This window comes from Streptomyces sp. 2114.4, assembly GCF_900187385.1.
Classification (GTDB): Bacteria; Actinomycetota; Actinomycetes; order Streptomycetales; family Streptomycetaceae; genus Streptomyces; species Streptomyces mooreae.
This window is the reverse complement of sequence record NZ_FYEY01000001.1, coordinates 7,766,766-7,783,140: the sequence shown is the minus strand read 5'-3', so window position 1 is coordinate 7,783,140 and position 16,375 is coordinate 7,766,766. Positions and strand designations below refer to the sequence as shown.

Annotated in this window: 14 protein-coding genes; 6 read left to right on the top strand and 8 right to left on the bottom strand. The window is 70.5% G+C overall.

Translation table 11 applies throughout. The features are described from left to right. Positions 1 to 190 precede the first annotated feature (190 nt). The 3 genes from CFW40_RS38800 (at position 191) to CFW40_RS34320 (ending at position 2,475) form a co-directional block, all read left to right on the top strand. A complete protein-coding gene (locus CFW40_RS38800) occupies positions 191 to 382 on the top strand; it encodes a hypothetical protein (RefSeq protein ID WP_176956291.1) in 192 nt (63 codons plus the stop codon). 257 nt (positions 383 to 639) lie between these two features. Beyond that, on the top strand, positions 640 to 1,617 hold the full coding sequence (locus tag CFW40_RS34325; protein ID WP_306427451.1) for an alpha/beta fold hydrolase: 978 nt from the start codon (positions 640 to 642) through the stop codon (positions 1,615 to 1,617). 258 nt (positions 1,618 to 1,875) lie between these two features. Continuing rightward, the gene (locus CFW40_RS34320; protein WP_088801611.1) at positions 1,876 to 2,475 is read left to right on the top strand and encodes a hypothetical protein; all 600 of its coding nucleotides are present in this window, start codon (positions 1,876 to 1,878) and stop codon (positions 2,473 to 2,475) included. Between the two features lie 76 nt (positions 2,476 to 2,551). Here CFW40_RS34320 and CFW40_RS34315 read toward each other — a convergent pair whose 3' ends face one another. From CFW40_RS34315 to CFW40_RS34305, 3 genes are all read right to left on the bottom strand, one after another. Next, entirely contained in the window at positions 2,552 to 4,564 is a 2,013-nt protein-coding gene (locus CFW40_RS34315) for a cellulase family glycosylhydrolase (RefSeq protein WP_256331122.1), read from the bottom strand. Positions 4,565 to 4,795: 231 nt separating this feature from the next. After that, entirely contained in the window at positions 4,796 to 6,322 is a 1,527-nt protein-coding gene (locus CFW40_RS34310; RefSeq protein WP_088801610.1) for an FAD-dependent monooxygenase, read from the bottom strand. Next, the gene (locus tag CFW40_RS34305; protein ID WP_088801609.1) at positions 6,319 to 6,732 is read right to left on the bottom strand and encodes a hypothetical protein; all 414 of its coding nucleotides are present in this window, start codon (positions 6,730 to 6,732) and stop codon (positions 6,319 to 6,321) included. Before CFW40_RS34305 ends, CFW40_RS34310 begins: the two co-directional genes overlap by 4 nt. Before the next feature lie 174 nt (positions 6,733 to 6,906). Between CFW40_RS34305 and CFW40_RS34300 the strand changes: the two genes are divergently transcribed. Next, the gene (locus tag CFW40_RS34300) at positions 6,907 to 7,416 is read left to right on the top strand and encodes a MarR family winged helix-turn-helix transcriptional regulator (protein ID WP_218136776.1); all 510 of its coding nucleotides are present in this window, start codon (positions 6,907 to 6,909) and stop codon (positions 7,414 to 7,416) included. Positions 7,417 to 7,485: 69 nt separating this feature from the next. Here CFW40_RS34300 and CFW40_RS34295 read toward each other — a convergent pair whose 3' ends face one another. From CFW40_RS34295 to CFW40_RS34285, 3 genes are all read right to left on the bottom strand, one after another. Continuing rightward, a complete protein-coding gene (locus CFW40_RS34295; protein ID WP_088801608.1) occupies positions 7,486 to 9,105 on the bottom strand; it encodes an MFS transporter in 1,620 nt (539 codons plus the stop codon). Between the two features lie 299 nt (positions 9,106 to 9,404). Further along, positions 9,405 to 9,749 carry a glyoxalase gene (locus CFW40_RS34290; protein ID WP_088801607.1) on the bottom strand — a complete coding sequence of 115 codons (345 nt, stop codon included), beginning with the start codon at positions 9,747 to 9,749 and terminating at the stop codon, positions 9,405 to 9,407. A 1-nt stretch (position 9,750) separates the two neighbouring features. After that, positions 9,751 to 9,930, bottom strand: coding sequence for a CopG family transcriptional regulator (locus CFW40_RS34285; protein WP_088801606.1), 180 nt, complete (start codon positions 9,928 to 9,930; stop codon positions 9,751 to 9,753). A 536-nt stretch (positions 9,931 to 10,466) separates the two neighbouring features. Here CFW40_RS34285 and CFW40_RS34280 point away from each other — a divergent pair. Next, positions 10,467 to 12,287, top strand: coding sequence for a TIGR03767 family metallophosphoesterase (locus CFW40_RS34280; protein WP_088801605.1), 1,821 nt, complete (start codon positions 10,467 to 10,469; stop codon positions 12,285 to 12,287). Here CFW40_RS34280 and CFW40_RS34275 read toward each other — a convergent pair. After that, positions 12,182 to 13,849 (bottom strand): alpha/beta hydrolase, encoded by a 1,668-nt coding sequence (locus CFW40_RS34275; protein WP_176956292.1) that lies wholly within the window; start codon positions 13,847 to 13,849, stop codon positions 12,182 to 12,184. The genes CFW40_RS34280 and CFW40_RS34275 overlap by 106 nt on opposite strands. Before the next feature lie 255 nt (positions 13,850 to 14,104). Between CFW40_RS34275 and dacB the strand changes: the two genes are divergently transcribed. Further along, the gene (gene dacB, locus CFW40_RS34270; protein WP_088801604.1) at positions 14,105 to 15,712 is read left to right on the top strand and encodes a D-alanyl-D-alanine carboxypeptidase/D-alanyl-D-alanine-endopeptidase; all 1,608 of its coding nucleotides are present in this window, start codon (positions 14,105 to 14,107) and stop codon (positions 15,710 to 15,712) included. A gap of 134 nt (positions 15,713 to 15,846) precedes the next feature. On the opposite strand, the gene CFW40_RS34265 is transcribed toward dacB, so the two are convergent. Then, positions 15,847 to 16,290: a hypothetical protein gene (locus CFW40_RS34265; RefSeq protein WP_143034510.1), complete on the bottom strand. Its 444-nt coding sequence runs from the start codon at positions 16,288 to 16,290 to the stop codon at positions 15,847 to 15,849. Positions 16,291 to 16,375: the final 85 nt, after the last annotated feature.

The following is a 16,375-nucleotide window of genomic DNA, read 5'->3' as shown; positions in this document are numbered from 1 at the left end:
GAGTCCCCGCGGGCGATGCACGCGGTCCGTGCCGTGCCGTGCAGTGCAGTGCCGGAGCCGGGCGGGGCATCAGGGCAGGGCCGCGCGGCACGAGGTGCACGCCCCCGGTCCCCCGCCCCGGCCTGGTCGTGGAAGGGGGGCACGGGGGAACGAAGGGCGAGGAGCGCATGGTGAGGTGGTGTCGGGGCGCATGGCGCGGGAGCAGGATCCCGTCGGTGAACGCGTCGACGGCCCTCCCGCCGTGTTCGGCGGACGGACGGCTCCCGCTGCGCGGACGCTCATGGACGTCCTGGACCTCACCGTCCTGGACCTCACCGTCCTGGACCTCACCGTCCTGCTCCATCCGCGCGAGCCGGCCCTGGACGACGACAGACCTCGCTGAGCTACCGGGAGCTCGCCGGTGCGGTCGATGCACTACGGCGCCGGCTGGCGGCGGCCGGGATCGGCGTGGGCGACCGCGTGGGGGTACGTCTGCCGTCCGGCACCAATGACCTCTACGAGGCAGGTCCCGGAAACCCGTTGGCTCCGCATTCACCGGGACAGCCCCTGCGGTGACCCGTTCGGAGCGCGTGACCGCGCGCGCCGGCGCGGAGAGGTGAACACTCAGGTGCCGTAGGCCTCATGGAAGGCGTGAACACCATGGCAGCATTGCCGGTTTTCGGCTCACGGCACCGCATACGTCGCACACATGCCCTCGCGGCCGGGTGCGCCATGGCCCTGTGCGCGTCCGTGGCGGCCCCCGCCACCGCGGACGGGGGCACGACCACGGCCAAGCCCACCATCGTGCTGGTGCACGGGGCGTTCGCGGACGCCTCCAGCTGGAACGGGGTCGCCGAACGGCTCCAACATCGTGGGTACGCCGTCATGGCCCCCGCCAATCCGCTCCGCGGGCTGTACAACGACTCCGCCTACCTCGCCTCCGTACTGGACAGCATCAAGGGTCCGATCGTCCTCGTGGGCCACTCCTACGGCGGCTCCCTGATCAGCTCGGCCGCCGCGGGCAACCCCCGGGTGAAGTCCCTGGTGTACGTGGCGGCGCTGATGCCCGACGTGGGTGAGAGCGGGATGTCCCTGGCCGCCGGGTTCCCCAGCGAACTCGGCACCGCCACGAGGTCCGTGCCCTACCAGACCGACGGCGTCAGCGGGACCGACCTCTACCTCAAGCCCGACAGGCTCCCTCAGGTATTCGCCGCCGACCTGCCGGAGCGCACCACCAGGCTCATGGCGGCGACCCAACGGCCCGTGGCCACCACCGCGTTCTCTCAGCAGGCCAAGGCGGCGGCCTGGAGACACCTGCCGTCGTGGGCCCTCGTCGCGAAGCAGGACAAGACCATCAACCCCGACCAGGAACGCTTCGAGGCGAAGCGCGCGGGTTCCCACACGGTGGAGATCGACTCCTCCCACGTGGCCATGGTCTCCCACCCCGAAGCGGTCACCGGCCTCGTCCTCCAAGCCGCCACCGCGGCCGATTCCGCCCGTCCTGCGCTGCCCGCCACGGGGGCTGCCCATGACGCCCGCGCCGCGACCGCACGCATCACCGGCATCGCCGCCGCCGCGCTGATCGCGGGCGCGGGAGCCCTCCTCCTGGGCCGCAGGCTGAGACGCCCCGCGCCCTGACGGCGCATGCCGCCGCGCCGCCGACATCTCCTGGCGGAGCGTCGTCAACAAGCACAACGGGGACCTGCGGTTCCACTCCGTCCCCGGCGACACCCGCTTCCAGATGCGCCTCCCGCTGGCCTCCGCCGGCCCCTCTCCCCTGCAGGAACCGACCTGAATTCCCCGGACCTCATCGCCCCCTCGGTTCCGCCCGACACCGCCTCCGCCCCTTGCCAACCCGGCCCTGAAACACGCGTACGGTCCGGATATCGTCCTGCCATGACCGACGAAGCCCCTGATGACATCGCCTTTCACGTCGCCGCATGCCCCTTCACCCCGCGTCTGGTGGAACAGATCGCCGGCCTGGCGGAACTGCCGTTGGGCGACTGGGCGGTCGCCGAGGCGGCGATGCGGCGTCTGGGCTGGTGCGAAGCCGGCGACGACTTGCCGTGGGAAGACTCGTTCGTCACCGCCGAGGGGCACCTCGCCCATCTCGGGGACGCCCTTGCCGTGTCATTCGCCCACTTCTACTGGGTCGACGACGATGACTGGAGCGAAGACCTGTGGGGCTCGTTGCCCGGCTGGTCCAGCCAGGCACACGCCGAACGTGCGGTGTTCGACGCGCACATCGACGCGGCTGTCGCCGCGTTCACCCAACGGCTCGGTCCACCGGAGCAAGACATCACGATCGAAGGCGGCACGGCGGCCATGGGAGAAGGCAACTGGCGCCACGCGGCCTGGCGTTGCGGGGACAACCTGCTCGTCATCGGCCCCCGCCATGAAGGACTCTCCTACTTCCAGTTCGAGGAAGCCATCGTCTGCATAGGCTCGCTCGAGGCGTCCGCTCCGCTGCCCGCCCTCGGCGACTTCGTCTCCTGACCGCCCGCCGGCGGCCCGGCCCGGCCCGGAGGGCCGACATCCCGTCACGGCCGTCGAGGCAGGGGGCCCAGCGGCATCAGGAAAGCGGTCGGCAGAGCAGGGCGTCGGGGCTGCCTCGGTGTCCGGGGCGGTGGGTGTAGGCGATGCCTGCCGCGTAGGTGTCGGAGGGGCACTGGCCTTTGTAGTGGCCGTAGGCGAAGTCACCGCCGGGGTCGCTGGGCGGGCGGTGGTCGCCACGGTCGAACCACAGGGTTTGGTCCGTGGTGCCCAGGGAGGTGCGGGCGGGCATGCACAGGGCGGCGGAGACCGACTCCCCGCGCAGGCTGTAACCGGTGAGGAAGTGGTCCGCGGGGCACTGCAGTTTGCTGTAGCCGGGTGCCCAGTCGCCACCGGCCGGAACATAGCGCTCGTCGCGTACGACCTCGGGGGTGCTTCCGGGCGTGCGCAGGTCCTGGGCCGCGGGGGCGTCGGTGCACAGACCGCGCCCCTGGGTGTGGCTGAGGCCGATCAGCCGTTCTCCGTCGGGGCACGCCGCTTTGCGGGCGCCGCCGTCCCAGTCGCCCAGAGCTCGGGCGCTCAGGGACTGGACGAAATCCCGGTGGTCCAGGGTGAGTTGGTGCCAGGACGGGGTCGGTGACACAGGGCCGGTCCGCTGTGGTGCCGTCTGCAGCCGGTGCCACGCCGTGGTACGCCAGTCGTTGCCGTCCAGGATTCCGCTGCGGTGCCCGGCGCGGTCGTAACGCAGCATGGCCCAGCTGTCCCCGGCAGGGCGGCCCTGGGCGTCGGTGCTCCAGCCGACGAGCGGCCAGTAGGCGAAATCCGTGTCGTTGTCGGCGAGGACATCCGTCAGGTTGGCGAACCAGGCGCGGGCCGCGGCACCCGACTCATCCGCACCGATGCCGAATTCGCTGATCCACAGGGGCGCGGTGAAGTGCTGTCCGGACTCGGCGGAGACGAAGAACGCCTGATCCTGCAGTACGGCGCGCAGCTGGTCGCGGGGCAGGTCCTGATAGCGAGGGTCGCTGGTCTCCCCCACGCCGGTGGCGCCGCTGTGGTGCGGGCCGGTGTAGCCGTAGAAGTGGGCCGAGTAGACGAGCTTCCCGGAGCGGACGAGGGTGTGCGAGAGCGTACGGACCGGGGTGAGGGTGGGACGGCCGTGCGGCAGGCCGTCCACCGGCAGTCCGGTCCAGTTGATGCCTTCGATGATGAGGAGCAGCCGGGGGTTGGCCTCGGTCTGGATCCGGTCCGCCGCTTCCTGGGCGGCGGCCTGCCAGTCGTGGTTGTCCCCCAGGCCCCAGTTGGGGTCGTCCCAGACGTCACGGCGCACTTCGTTGTAGAGGTCCGCCCCCACGACACGGCTGTTGTCCTGGTAACGGCGGGCCAGGAAGACCCAGTCGTCAGCCCATTGACGCGTGCTCTGGCGGCTGTTCCACCGCTCGTTGCCGTCGAGGCCGCAGCACCACCGGGTGGTGTTCGTGTGGTTGTTGAGGATGACGGCGAAACCGTTCGCGGTCAGGGCTGCGACCACGGCGTCGAAGACCTGCAACGGTGTTCTGCCGCGTAGCTGCGGGTTGGCGGCGACCGCGGCATCCGGCACCGGGGCGTCGGAGTGGATCAACTCGTTGGAGAACGGCAGCCGGATGCTGTTGAGGCCCAGGGCCCGGAAGTCGTGCAGCAGTGAGGCGATGCCCACGCGGTCGAGGCCGAGCGGTATGCCGTGGGAGTTCTGACCGCTGTGGTGTGCGGCGGCGTCGTTGATGTCGCCCGAACCGTTCCACGAGCCCTGCGCGCCGTCCCAGTTGCCCGACTTCAACCGGAACCGCTTGCCGTCGGCGTCGACGATATAGCGGCCTCTGGTGGACAGCGGTGCCGTCCATGCGGCGGCGGGTACGTGGACGGCCGACGCCTGGGCGGATGTGGGTACGGCCGACGCCGCGACGGATGGGCGTATGGCCGACGTACCGGCAGCGGGGGCGTCCGGCCTGGCAGGGGCAACGGCAGCGGCCGCGCCCGGGACCGGGCCGCCCGTGAGGACAAGGGCGAGGCACAGCGCCGCGGCACTACACGCCGGGCGTAGGAGAGGCTTCACGTCATCCGCCTGCTTCGTCGGGTGTGCCCGTCGGGTCCGCCCGGCGGGCAGCCCCGCGACGGGCGCACCGCCGGCGGGGCACCGACAAGTTACCGATGAGTGGCAGGCGGGGCCATACCGCTGCAGCCGATTCCGGCCCGGTCGTACGGCTGCCCGGCCGCTGTCGACGGCCGGGGCACGAGACCGCATCCGCCCGTCGGATCCCGGCACCAGTGCTCGGGGCTCACGGGCTCACGGGCTCAGATGCGTAGGCGCAGGCGCAGGCGTCGTCCAGGACCGGAGCGCGGCGGCCACCTCCTCGATGCCGGGGGCGGTCCAGGCGCGGGCGATATAGCCGTCCGGGCGGACCAGCGCGGCGGACAGCCCCGACCACGGGAGGGCCTGCGCCACCTCGACCCGGGCCGAGCGAAGCGGCGTGAAGACGGCGTCCGGAGTGAAGTCGGCGAGCAGGAACCGGTCGACCGCCAGCCGGCGGTGCAGGGTGCCGTCCGACAGCTCGAGGTCGGGGGCGCGGCAGCCGTCCAAGGGGTGCCCGGAGAAAGGAGGGGGGTAGGACAGGCCGAGTCCGGACAACCAGGCGGTCAGGTCGTCCGCGGTGTCGCCGCCCTTGGCGATCAGCGCGCTCATCAGGTCGCGCAGCGCGGCACCCGCCGGGGTGAACGTGGTCATCAAGGCTGCCTGGGCCAGCGTGTTGCCGGCCAGTCCGGCGGCGACGGGGGCGCGCTCGCTTTCGTAGCCGGCCGCTCCACCGGTGATCAAGGGCGGAGCCCAGCCGTGGATCTCGGCGGCCAGTTTCCACGCCAGATTCGCGGCGTCCTGCAGACCGACGTTCAGTCCCTGGCCGCCGGCGGGGAGATGGACATGTGCCGCGTCACCGGCCAGAAAGATGCGGTTCGCGCGGTACTTCACGGCGTGCCGTGTCGTGTCGTTGGCCGTGGACAGCCACAGCCCGTCACGCAGTCCGTGGTCGCTGCCGGTCATCCGGCGCAGGATGGCGCGCAGTTCGTCGAGGGTCAGGGAGCGCGCCTGGCGTGCGCGTACCTCGTCGGAGGTGAGTCGGGTGTCCGCGGCTTCGGTGCCGAACACGCGGTACGCACTACCGTCGGAGAGGCCGTAAGCACCCTCGGGGAAGGGGAGGAAGCTGAGCTGACCGTGCCGGTGGTCCCAGTAGTGCGCCGCCCCGTCCGGAGGGTCGGTCAGGGTGACGTCGGCGACGAAGCCCACCATGGAGGGCGGGGTCCCCGGGAAGTCGATGCCCGCGTGCCGTCGTACGAGGCTGTGTGCGCCGTCGGCACCCACCAGATAACCGGCCCTGCGCACACCGCCGTTGACGGTCACCTCGACCCCGTCGGCATCCTGGGCGAACCCGCTGACGTCGTGGCCGTAGTGCACAGCAATGCCGCGCAGGCGAAGGTGAGCCGCCAGCACGCGCTCGGTGGTCGTCTGCGGGACCATCAGCACAAAGGGATAGGGCGTGTCGAGCTGCGCGTAGTCGAGCAGGTCCGGAAGTACGGCGAAGTGCGCCTTCGGTTCGGGGCGCCCCAGCGAGACCAGGATGTCGGAGAGCCGCCGGTCGTCTTCGGTGCGCAGCAGGGTCAGGACTTCCAGGGTCCGGGGGTGCATCGTGGTGGCCCTGGCTTGCTCGCTCCGGCCGGTCCTGCGCTCCAGCACCTCCACGGTGATCCCGGCGGCGTCCAGCAGGGCGGCGGTCAGCAGCCCGACCGGCCCGCCGCCCGCCACGATCACCTCGACGCTCACCGGCTCCCCCGCTCGGGGTGCAGCAGCCAGATCCCCGTGGCGAGACCGGTGGTGGAGGCGATGTGCACCGCGAGTGCCTTTTCGTTGGGTGCCCAGACACCTGTCGTGGGGCCTCCGGACCACATCGCCGCCGCAAATCCGGCACCGGCGGCCGCCATGGCGCCCCACAGCGGCCGGCCGCGCCGTGGCCCGGCGAGCACGCCGATCCCGATGGCCGCCAGGCTGCCCGCCGTGACCAGGGCCTCGCGGGCCATGTGGTACTGCACATGGCCCGCGCCGTCCCGCACCTCGGGCGCCCGGTAGGTGTCATCCGTGATGTGGGTGACGGTCTGCCAGACCGACGGCAGCGCGGCCGCCATACCGGCGGCGGTGACGACTTGGCCGAGCTTTTCACGCCTGGTGGGCGCCATGACTTCTCCCTTTCGATGCGCGGTACGCGGTACGCGGTACGCGGTACGCGATGCGCCGTAGGCGGCACTCGATACGCGGCGGGCGGCACGCGGCGGGCGGTAGACGTCGCAATTAACTTAACATGAAGATAATTAACGTTCGCCTTTTCGTGACGCGCTGGTAGGCTCCCACGCGTGACCGAAAGCTCCCCCCGCGACCGTGTCGACGGCATGATCGACGTCATCTCCAGCGCGCACGACCTGCCCCACCTGGAATCCAAGGCGCTGGTGTACCGCCTGCGGAGGGTGGCTCACCACATGGAGATCGAGCTCAAGCGCGAACTGGCGCAACACGGGATCGAGTTGTGGGAGCTGGAGCTGCTGGCCTGTCTGCGCAGGGCACCACACCATCGCCTCAGCGCCAAAGACCTGCTGGAACAGATGCGGCTCACCACCGGAGCCGTCACCAACCGCGTATCACGACTCGAAGCCAAAGGGTGGGTCAGCAGAGAGCTCGACCCCACCGACCGCCGCAGCGTTCTCGTCACGCTCACCGAGAGCGGCCTCGACCGCGCGCTGCAGGTTTTCGCCACCAAGACCGAGGCCGAACGCACCCTGCTCTCCGCGTTCACACCCGAGCAACAGCGCGCGCTCAATGGCACGCTGCGCACGTTGCTGATCAGCCTGGAGGGCCGCCACCCCTGAGGCCGGCGCACCCCGGGCTTGCCCCAGATGACATTGCCTCAGGCGCGTGGCGGTCGTCTCCAGCCGTTATCAGGCCGACGTGCCGAGGTCGGCCGGCCTGGGAGCGGTGCGCGGGCTGCCGGCCTGTCGGCGTCGCACCAAGAAGCACGCGAGGGCGCCGACCGTGATCACGATGATGGGCAGTGCCAGGGTCGGCCGCATCGCGTGCACGACCCCCTGTTGGAACGTGGCGGCCGTCACCTGCTCGATGTGGTGGACCAGACCCGTCGGCGTTCCCTGCGGCAGGTGGACCACCGCGCCGCTCTGCCCGACGCCGACTTCCTGACCGCTCTCGGCGGCGTTACGGAAACCCTCCAGGAACTGGCGGCGGACACCGGCCGGGAGGCCCGCAGCCCGCTTTGCCGCTTCGTCCTGCAGCGAGACAGACAGGCGGTTCTGCAGTACGGCGCCGACCGCGGCACTGCCGATCACGGTGCCGATCTGGCGGATCGTGTTCAGCACACCGGACGCCGCCCCGGCCATCGTGGGCTCCACGTGGTACATGGCGACCGTGACCATCGGGCCGAATACACAGCCGATACCTACCCCGGCCGTGATCAGGGCGGGCTGGAACTCCCACCACGCGCGGCCGACATCGGTGACCCAGGTGAGCCAGGCCATACCCGCCGCGAACAGGGTCAGGCCGGCCATCAGGACGTACTTGCCGCCGATCCGGTCCGCCATCCGGCCCGCGACGGGTGACAGCACCGCGGACACCACCATGGCCGGCGCCATCACCAGTCCGGCCGTGAGGGCACTGAAGCGCAGCACCGACTGCAGGTAGATCATCACCGGCAGGAACAGGCCCAGCATCCCGACCTGGACGGTCGCCGACACGAAGCTCATGACCGTGTAGTTGCGGTCGCGGAAGAGCACGAAGGGCAGCAGCGGTTCGCGGCGCTGCCGGGCGGCCTGGTGAAGCAGGAACAGCACGAGCAGCAGGGCGGCCGCGCCCAGCAGGGCCCAGATCCCGGCGTTCCAGTCGTAGCGCTGGCCCTCGGTGAGTGCGAAGGTCAGGCATACCAGCGTTGCCGCGGCGAGCAGGACGCCCACCACGTCCAGCTTCCGGCGGCTGCCGTGCCGGATGCCGGGCACGAGCGTGACGGCCATCGCGAGGACGAGCGCGCCGATCGGAACGTTGACAAAGAAGATCCACCGCCAGCCCGCCGTGCTGACCAGGAGCCCGCCGAGAGTGGGCCCGGCGATCGTGGCCACGCCCGCGACACCGCCCCAGACACCGAGCGCGGCTCCCCGGCGCTCCGCCGGGAAGGTGCCGATGATGATCGTCATCGTCTGCGGCATCAGCGCTGCCGCCCCCAGCCCCTGCGCCGCCCGGGTAGCGATGAGCTGGGCCGGATCCCGCGACAGGCCGCACAGCACGGACGCCACGGTGAACAGCGCGACGCCCCCGATGAACATCGTGCGCGGCCCGCGCACATCGCCCAGCCGCCCGAATGTGATCAACAGTGCGGCGAGAACGAGGATGTAGATATTGATCACCCATAACACCTCGTCCAGCGACGCATGCAGGTCGCCGACCATGCTGGGGATGGCCACGTTGACGGCCGTCAGGTCCAGCAGTGTCATAAAGAATCCCAGGCTGAGCGTCAGCAGCACCGCCCAGGGATTGCCACGCCACCTACTGCTCATGCGAACTTCGTCCTTTGCTTCTGGTGTCCCAAAAGGGCCCGGCTTTCCGACGGCCGGCCAGCTTCGGTATCCGCCCTGGGAGGGCCGGTGCACCGCCGTACCTTTCCCCGGAATTCGACTCGTGAGGTTCGATCAGTGCGCGCGCACGGGCAGGAGAGGCAGCGGCGTGCTGTCGTCTCTCCTGCCCGGCGCCGTGCCACTGCCCAGCGGCGCGAATATCGTCACTGCCGCAGACCGGCCGGGCAGGGCGCCGGCACCGCCGGCCGAGGAGAACCGCCCACCCGGGCACGAGCCGGATGTCAGCTCTTGGCGGGGGCCTGCAGACTCCACAGCCGCCCGTCGGGGTCCCGTACGGTCATCTCCCGGGTGCCGTAGTGCGTGTCCTCGAACGCGGTGGCCACCTCCACGGCGGGGCCGGGACGGAACAGATCCGCATCGGGCACCTTCAGTGCGACCTGCACGCCGGGCTCCCGGTCCTCAGGGACCTCAACCACGACGAAATAGGGGCCCTCCCCGTTGCGAAACACGCCGGAACCGTCGCCGGCGGAGGTCTCCAACTCGTAACCCAGTTCCTGGAAGAACCCGGCGGTCTTCCCCCAGTTGCGGGTCTCCACGAAGACCGCCTCGATACCTTCAGTTGCCATGTCATGACTCCTTTCCGGAAGCGTGCTCCCGCTGTCCATGGGCGTCGTCGAGGTAGGCACGCAACGCGTCGGCGACCAGCGCCGACAGCGACATGCCCCTCTCGATCGCGTGATGCTTGACCTGCCTGATCAGCCCCAGCGGCAGATACACGTTGAACTGTTTGACTTCCGTGTCACCCATACACGGATACTAGCTCGCTAGATTGCTAGCATGCTAGCCCACAGAATTCCTTCTGTCTGTTCTTTCGGTCCTCCCGCCCGCCCCGGGGCTGGTGCAGCAGCCGGCCGGCGTGGAACCGGGCTGCCTCGGCGACAAGAACGAGGCGGCGCTGCAGCACGCCGCAGTGCATGTGCTCGCCGATACACACCGGCACGCCGTCTTCATCCCGGGAACTCACCCATGGCGCGGCGGGGTTCAGCGAGGGAAAGGGCAACATTCCGCCGCGCGCCTCGGCGTGGCGGCGCCGGGGCGACTTGGCCGACGCATGGCCTCTTCCGCCATGGGCGCTCGCCACAGCCCCCGCGCGTCACCGGGGAGCCACCGGAACGCTACGGGGGCGCCACTGAGGGGGCGGACCCTGCCGATGGGTAATGGGTGTGCCCAGTTCCGGGCCCGTTCAAGTTCTGGTCACGCTCGCCACCCAGGATCTGGAATGAGACATTCCGCTTGGTGACACCGCTGTGGTCAGGCACACCGGCCACGGCACGGAGGGCCTTATGGCCGGTATAGAAACCCACGTCCCCACCAACCGTCGTCGCTTCCTCCTCAGCTCCGGTGCCGCCGTCGCCGGAGCCGGTGCCGCATGGGCACTGCCGAGCCGGCGCAGCAGCAGCGGTGCCCCGGGCACCGCACACGCACAGCCCCTCACCCGTACGTCGCCGGGCCACGCCGGTGGGCGGCGCGCGGCCCCGTTCGGCACCACCACCCTCGACACCACGGCCCGCCTCGTCGGCAGCGGCGGCTACCGCCGGATCACCTCCGGTCCCGGATGGCCCCTGGTCGTCCGGGGTGAGCTCGCCTCCGCCTCGTCCGGACGCCAGGACCGGCGGACCGCTCTGGCGTGCTTCCTCCAGTTCACCGACCTTCATGTGGCCGACGTCCAGAGCCCCTTGCGCACCGAGTACCTGCGTGTCGGATCGCCGGGATCGTGGCGGGCGCAGGAGGCGCTGTCGGTGGCCGGTGCGGTGTCACTGGTGGAACAGGCCAACGCGGTCCGCACGGGGCCGCACACCGGCCGGCCGCCGGCCTTCGTCATGTCCACGGGCGACAACATCGACAACCACTCCATGGTGGAACTGGAGTGGTTCCTGACCCTCATGAGCGGTGGCCGCATCACGCCCAACACCGGTGACCCGACCTCGTACGAGGGGGTACAGGACTCCGGCCTCGGGTTGTACTGGCATCCGGACAGCGGCCTGCGCGACCAGGACAAGAGACGCGGACTGCCGGCGATCCCCGGCTACCTCGAAGCCGCGATGCGCCCGGTCGTCAGCCCCGGCCTGCGACTTCCCTGGTACTCGACGCCCGGCAACCACGACGATCTGCCGGGTGGCTGTCTGGCCCCGCAGGACCCCGTGCTGACGGAGTACATCACCGGGGCGCGCAAGCTGTTCTCCGTACCGGATGCCGATGTGGCCGCCTTCCGCAAGGTACTGGACAGCGGCGACGACCCCAAGAGCACCGTGCTCAAGGACATCCTCCGCCGTAACGCCTCCCGTGCCCGCACCGTGACCGCCGACGAGCGCCGCCGGATGTTCACACCCCACGAGTACCTGCGGGCGCATCTGAACCCGGACTTCGCCGGAGCAGGGCCGGCCGGACACGGCTACACCGACAACCACCTCGACGGTGACCGGATGTACTACTCCTTCACCATCGCCGAGGGTGTCATCGGCATCAGCATCGACACCACCTACCGCAGCGGCCACTACGAAGGATCCCTGGGCACCGAGCAACTGCGGTGGCTGGAACGGACATTGGCCGCGCACAGTGCCCGCCATTACGACGAGGACGGACGGCTGGTGCGCAACACGGGTGCCGATGACGCGCACATCCTGGTGTTCAGCCATCACCACAGTCCGAGCATGACCCGGCGCCCCGACGCGGCCCGCTCGGAGGAGAAGCGGCACGACGGCGAAGAGGTCATCGCCTTGCTGAGCCGGTTCCCGAACGTGGTGGCATGGATCAACGGCCACAGCCACATCAACCACATCACGCCGCATGCCCACCCGACGGCCGCCCGCTCCTTCTGGGAGGTCAACACCGCCTCGCACGTCGACTATCCCCAGCACGCGCGGATCATCGAACTCGTGGACAACCACGACGGGACGCTGTCCCTGTTCACCACCCTCATCGAATCCGCCGCCCCGCACCACACGGACTTCGACGACCTCTCATCGGTCGGCCTCGCCTCGCTCTACCGCGAGCTGTCCTACAACGCCCCCGGCCTCGCCGCGGGCCTGACCGACGGCGTCCACGAAAAAATGGCGGGCACCGCGGCGGACCGCAACACCGAACTCCTCGTCCGCCGGGCGTGAGAGGGAGCCACCCTTCCGGCGGGCACGGGCAGCGGGTCCGCCGCGCAGGTCACGTCATGGTCCGGAGCGGTTTCGCCGAGGAGATAGGCGTTCACGATGCCGTCCACGCACGCATTGCCGTTCTGGTACTGGCCGTGATCGCCGCCTCCCGTCACCGTGACCAGCCGCGAACCGCGCAGCGCACGGTGTGCCGCACGTGCGCCCTCGTAGTAAGTGGCAGGGTCACGAACCGAGTTGAGCATCAGTGTGGTGGGCAGGCCCCGGCCGGTGACGTGGACGTGCGGCGCGTCGGAGACCGGCCAGGCCGCGCAGGTCGCCGCGTAGGCCAGCTCGCGCGCCCCGACGAGCGGATAGGCCGCGGCGTCCTTCGCGCTGCGGTCGAGCCAGTAGTCGAGGTCGCCGCGCCACGGGGTGTCGTTGCAGGTCACCGAGGAGTACACGGCGGCGAATCCCGGTGACAGGTAGCTCGCGAAGAGCTTGGCGACCCGGGTGCGCTCGGCCGGTGTGGTGGACGGCCAGTGGTCGAGGGCCCTGAGTGCGGCCGCCAGCTGCGGGAACTGCCGCGCGTTGTACATGCTCTGGATCGTGAGGTTGTCGAGCTGATTGGGTCCTATCGTCAGCGTGCCGATGGTGAGCGGGCGCTCGTGCAGGGCGCGACGGCGTGCCTCCCACCTCGCCTTGGCCGCGGCGGCCGTGCGTCCGTAGTGGTAGGTCGTGTCGTAGCGTGCGATCCAGGGCAGGAAGTCGTGCTCGAAGCGTCGCTGGAAGCTTTTCGGCAGACCGCCTTGGGCGTGCTGCCATGTGCCGCTGAAGTCCTCGTTGCTGTCCAGCACCGCGCGCTCGATACGCTGGGGGAATTCCGTCGCGTAGTAGGCGCCGAGCCAGGTGGCGTACGAGGGGCCGTAATAGGAGATCTTGCGCACGCCCAGCAGTGCACGGAACAAGTCCATGTCGCGCACGGCCTGGTCGGTGGTCAGCCGGCGGACCAGATCGCCGCTGTGCCGCAGGCAGCCGGCGACGAGCTGCCGCGAGCGGGCCAGGACACCGCGGAGGGCCGCGGGTGAGCGATCGCGGAAGTCATGGGCGTAGAACTCCCGGAACTCGGCGTCGGTCTGGCATTGCGCGGGCGTGCTGCTGCCGACGCCGCGCTGGTCAAAGCCGACCACGTCGTACGCGGCTCCCACGGAGGGCGAGCGCGCGACGAAGTCAGCGGGCCGGGTGAGTCCCGAGGCCCCGGGCCCGCCCGCCGCCATCATCAGCACCCCGCGCCGGCGGGCGGGGCCGGTCGCACGGTGCCGGGACACCCCGATGGTGAGGTCGGCCCCGGTTCCCGGATGGTGCCAGTCGCGCGGCACGGTCATGCGCGCGCACTCCAGTGAGGGCTTCGCCGCGCATGGCTGCCAGTGCAACTGCTGGTGGGCATAGCGCGCCGGTACCGGCGCGGTGGTCCGGTCCGCCGCCCGGGCGGGCGGCGCGGTGGGCGGCACCGCCGAGATCAGCACGGCGGCCACCGTTCCGGACAGGGCGGCCACCGGCCACCACGGTTTTCTCCACGCGGACATCGATCCTCCCGTCGGCGCGCAGGGTGCGCTGCCATGAAAGGGATCCTCGGGGGTCAGGGGACCGGTTTCGATCACACTGGTGCCCGTTTCCGGGGTGGCACCAGGACCACCCCCGAGGGGCCGGTGCGCTGGAGCGTCCGGGGGACCGCGGGGCCCCCCGGCCGACGCCTGCGGCCCCGTGAGGGCGGTGAGCAGTACCTTCAGGGGGACATAGCGGTAGATACACGACAGATCAACACCATCGGTGGAGTCTGCATGTCCCCCTCCGTCACCCCTCGGCCCTCCCACGGGCGCCTCGCCAGACTCCTGGGCGTTCTGCTGGCCGTCGGTGTCGTCCTCACCGGACTCGTCCAGGTCGCTCCCTCCCCCACGCCCCAGGCGCTCGATCCGCGGATCACTTCGATCATGCGGAAGCCGGATTACCGGTATGCCCGGTGGGGGCTGCTCCAGCGGGACCCGGAGACCGGCAAAACGACGCAGTCCCGCGACGCCGACCAGTTCTTCATCCCCGGGTCAACGGCCAAACTGTTCAGCGTCAGCGGCGCCTGGCACACCCTTGGCGGCGACCACCGCTTCAGCACGCCGATCCACGCCGTCGGGCAGCGCCACAACACCACGCTCAAGGGCAACCTGGACCTGGTCGCGCAGGGCGACCTCACCCTGGGTGGCCGAACGCGCAAGAACGGCACCGTCGCCTTCACCACCGTCGACCACACCTACGCCAACGCTGTCCCGGGGGCCACCCTCACCCCGCAGAATCCGCTGGCCGGCATCGACCAGCTGGCCCGGCAGGTACGCCGCTCGGGGATCCGCCGGGTCGACGGCGACGTGGTCATCGACGCGCGCCTGTTCCGGCCGGATCCGGTCCTCGCCCCGACCCCCACACCACTGATCATCAATGACAACGTCATCGATCTGCTGACCTCCCCCGGCGCCAAGGCGGGCGCCCCGGCCGGCCTGGACTGGCGCCCGAAGGTCGCGCCCTACCACGTCACGTCCTCCGTCCGTACCGTCGCGGCGGGCAAACCGGCCGACATCAGCGTGAGCAGCTCCGCCGACGGCACCCGGATCCGCCTGTCCGGCACCATCGCCGCGGGTTCGGCTCCCGTCCTCCGGCTGTCCGCCATCAAGGACCCGAACGCCTTCGGCCGGACCGCGCTGATCGAGGCACTGAAACGGGCCGGGGTCGAGGTCCGCGCGAAGGCGATCGGCCCCAACCCGGTCCGGCAGTTGCCGAAGTCCTACCGGGGCGTGCCCACGGTGGCCCGGTACACCTCCCCTCTCTACGCCGAGTACGCCAAGCTCATTCTCAAGGTGAGCCACAACCTCGGGGCGAACCTCGGGATCTGCCTGATGGCCACCAGTACGGGAAGCACCAACTGCGAGGACGGCTTCCCCGTACTGGCCACCTTCCTGGACCATGCACGGGTGGCACGCAAGGCCGTGCAGCTCGCCGACGGCCGCGGCGGCAACCCGGCCGACCGGGCCACACCACGCGCCCTGGCCCAGATGCTGGCGTACTGGCAGCACACCTCCGAGGCGCAGCGCTTCCGCACCTCGCTACCGGTCCTGGGCATCGACGGGACCCTGGCGGATTCCTGCCGCAGCTGCCCGTCACGCGGCAAGGTCTTCGCCAAAACCGGCACTGCGACCGGCGGTGACGCCCTCAATGACCGGCTGGCCGTGGGCGCGGAGACCGCGGCCGGCTATCTGGAGACGCGCCGGGGCCACTTCGATGTGTTCTTCGCCGGAGTGAACGGCGCCTCGACCCCCGGCGCCGCCATCAACGGCGTCCTGGCCCTCGGCAACGACGTGGCCGATGTCGCCGCCTACCTCCAGCAACAGGCCTCCGGCCACCACTGAACGACGGGACCGCCCGCCGACGGAGCGCGGTGCTGCGCCCCTCCCGGGGTGGGTTCGGACCAGGACCCGCTCGTGCGGGAACATGAAGTGCGCCGGCCTGCCCGCCGGCCGACCGGCCGACCGGCCGACCGGGGTCAGAAGACCAGCCTGGCCCTGGTGTCGATCAGCTGCGGTGCACGGTCCTCCGCCACGCAGCGCAGCGCTTCTCGCACTGCGAGGGCTCCGAGGCGGAGGAAGACCAGCTCGCAGGTGTCGACATGGTGCCAGGACATGGCGCGCACGATGACCCGGGCGTTCACCGGTGCTCCTCGGCGGGCTTCGGGGTCCTCGGTGTCCGTGCCGGACAGTTCCCGCAGCACGCCCCGGCAGAGGAAGTCTTCGAAGTCCGGTGCCGGTTCGGGTGAGACGGCGCAGGCGAACTCGACGGACGAGGCGACCGCTGCCGGCAGGGGTTCGAAGTCGAGCTCGACCCTGCCGTACGTCGGCGCACAGCCGCCGAGCGTCTGCCGGGAGTGCACCTTCACTCCCCGTACAGGACGGGCGAGTCCGAGGGGCCAGAGGGCTGGTGTGGAGGTCATGACAGGCACCGTATGGGCGGGGAGACCCACGGGGAAATGGCATCCGCGGGGGTGGACGTCACAGGACCAGCCGGGAACGCCCGAT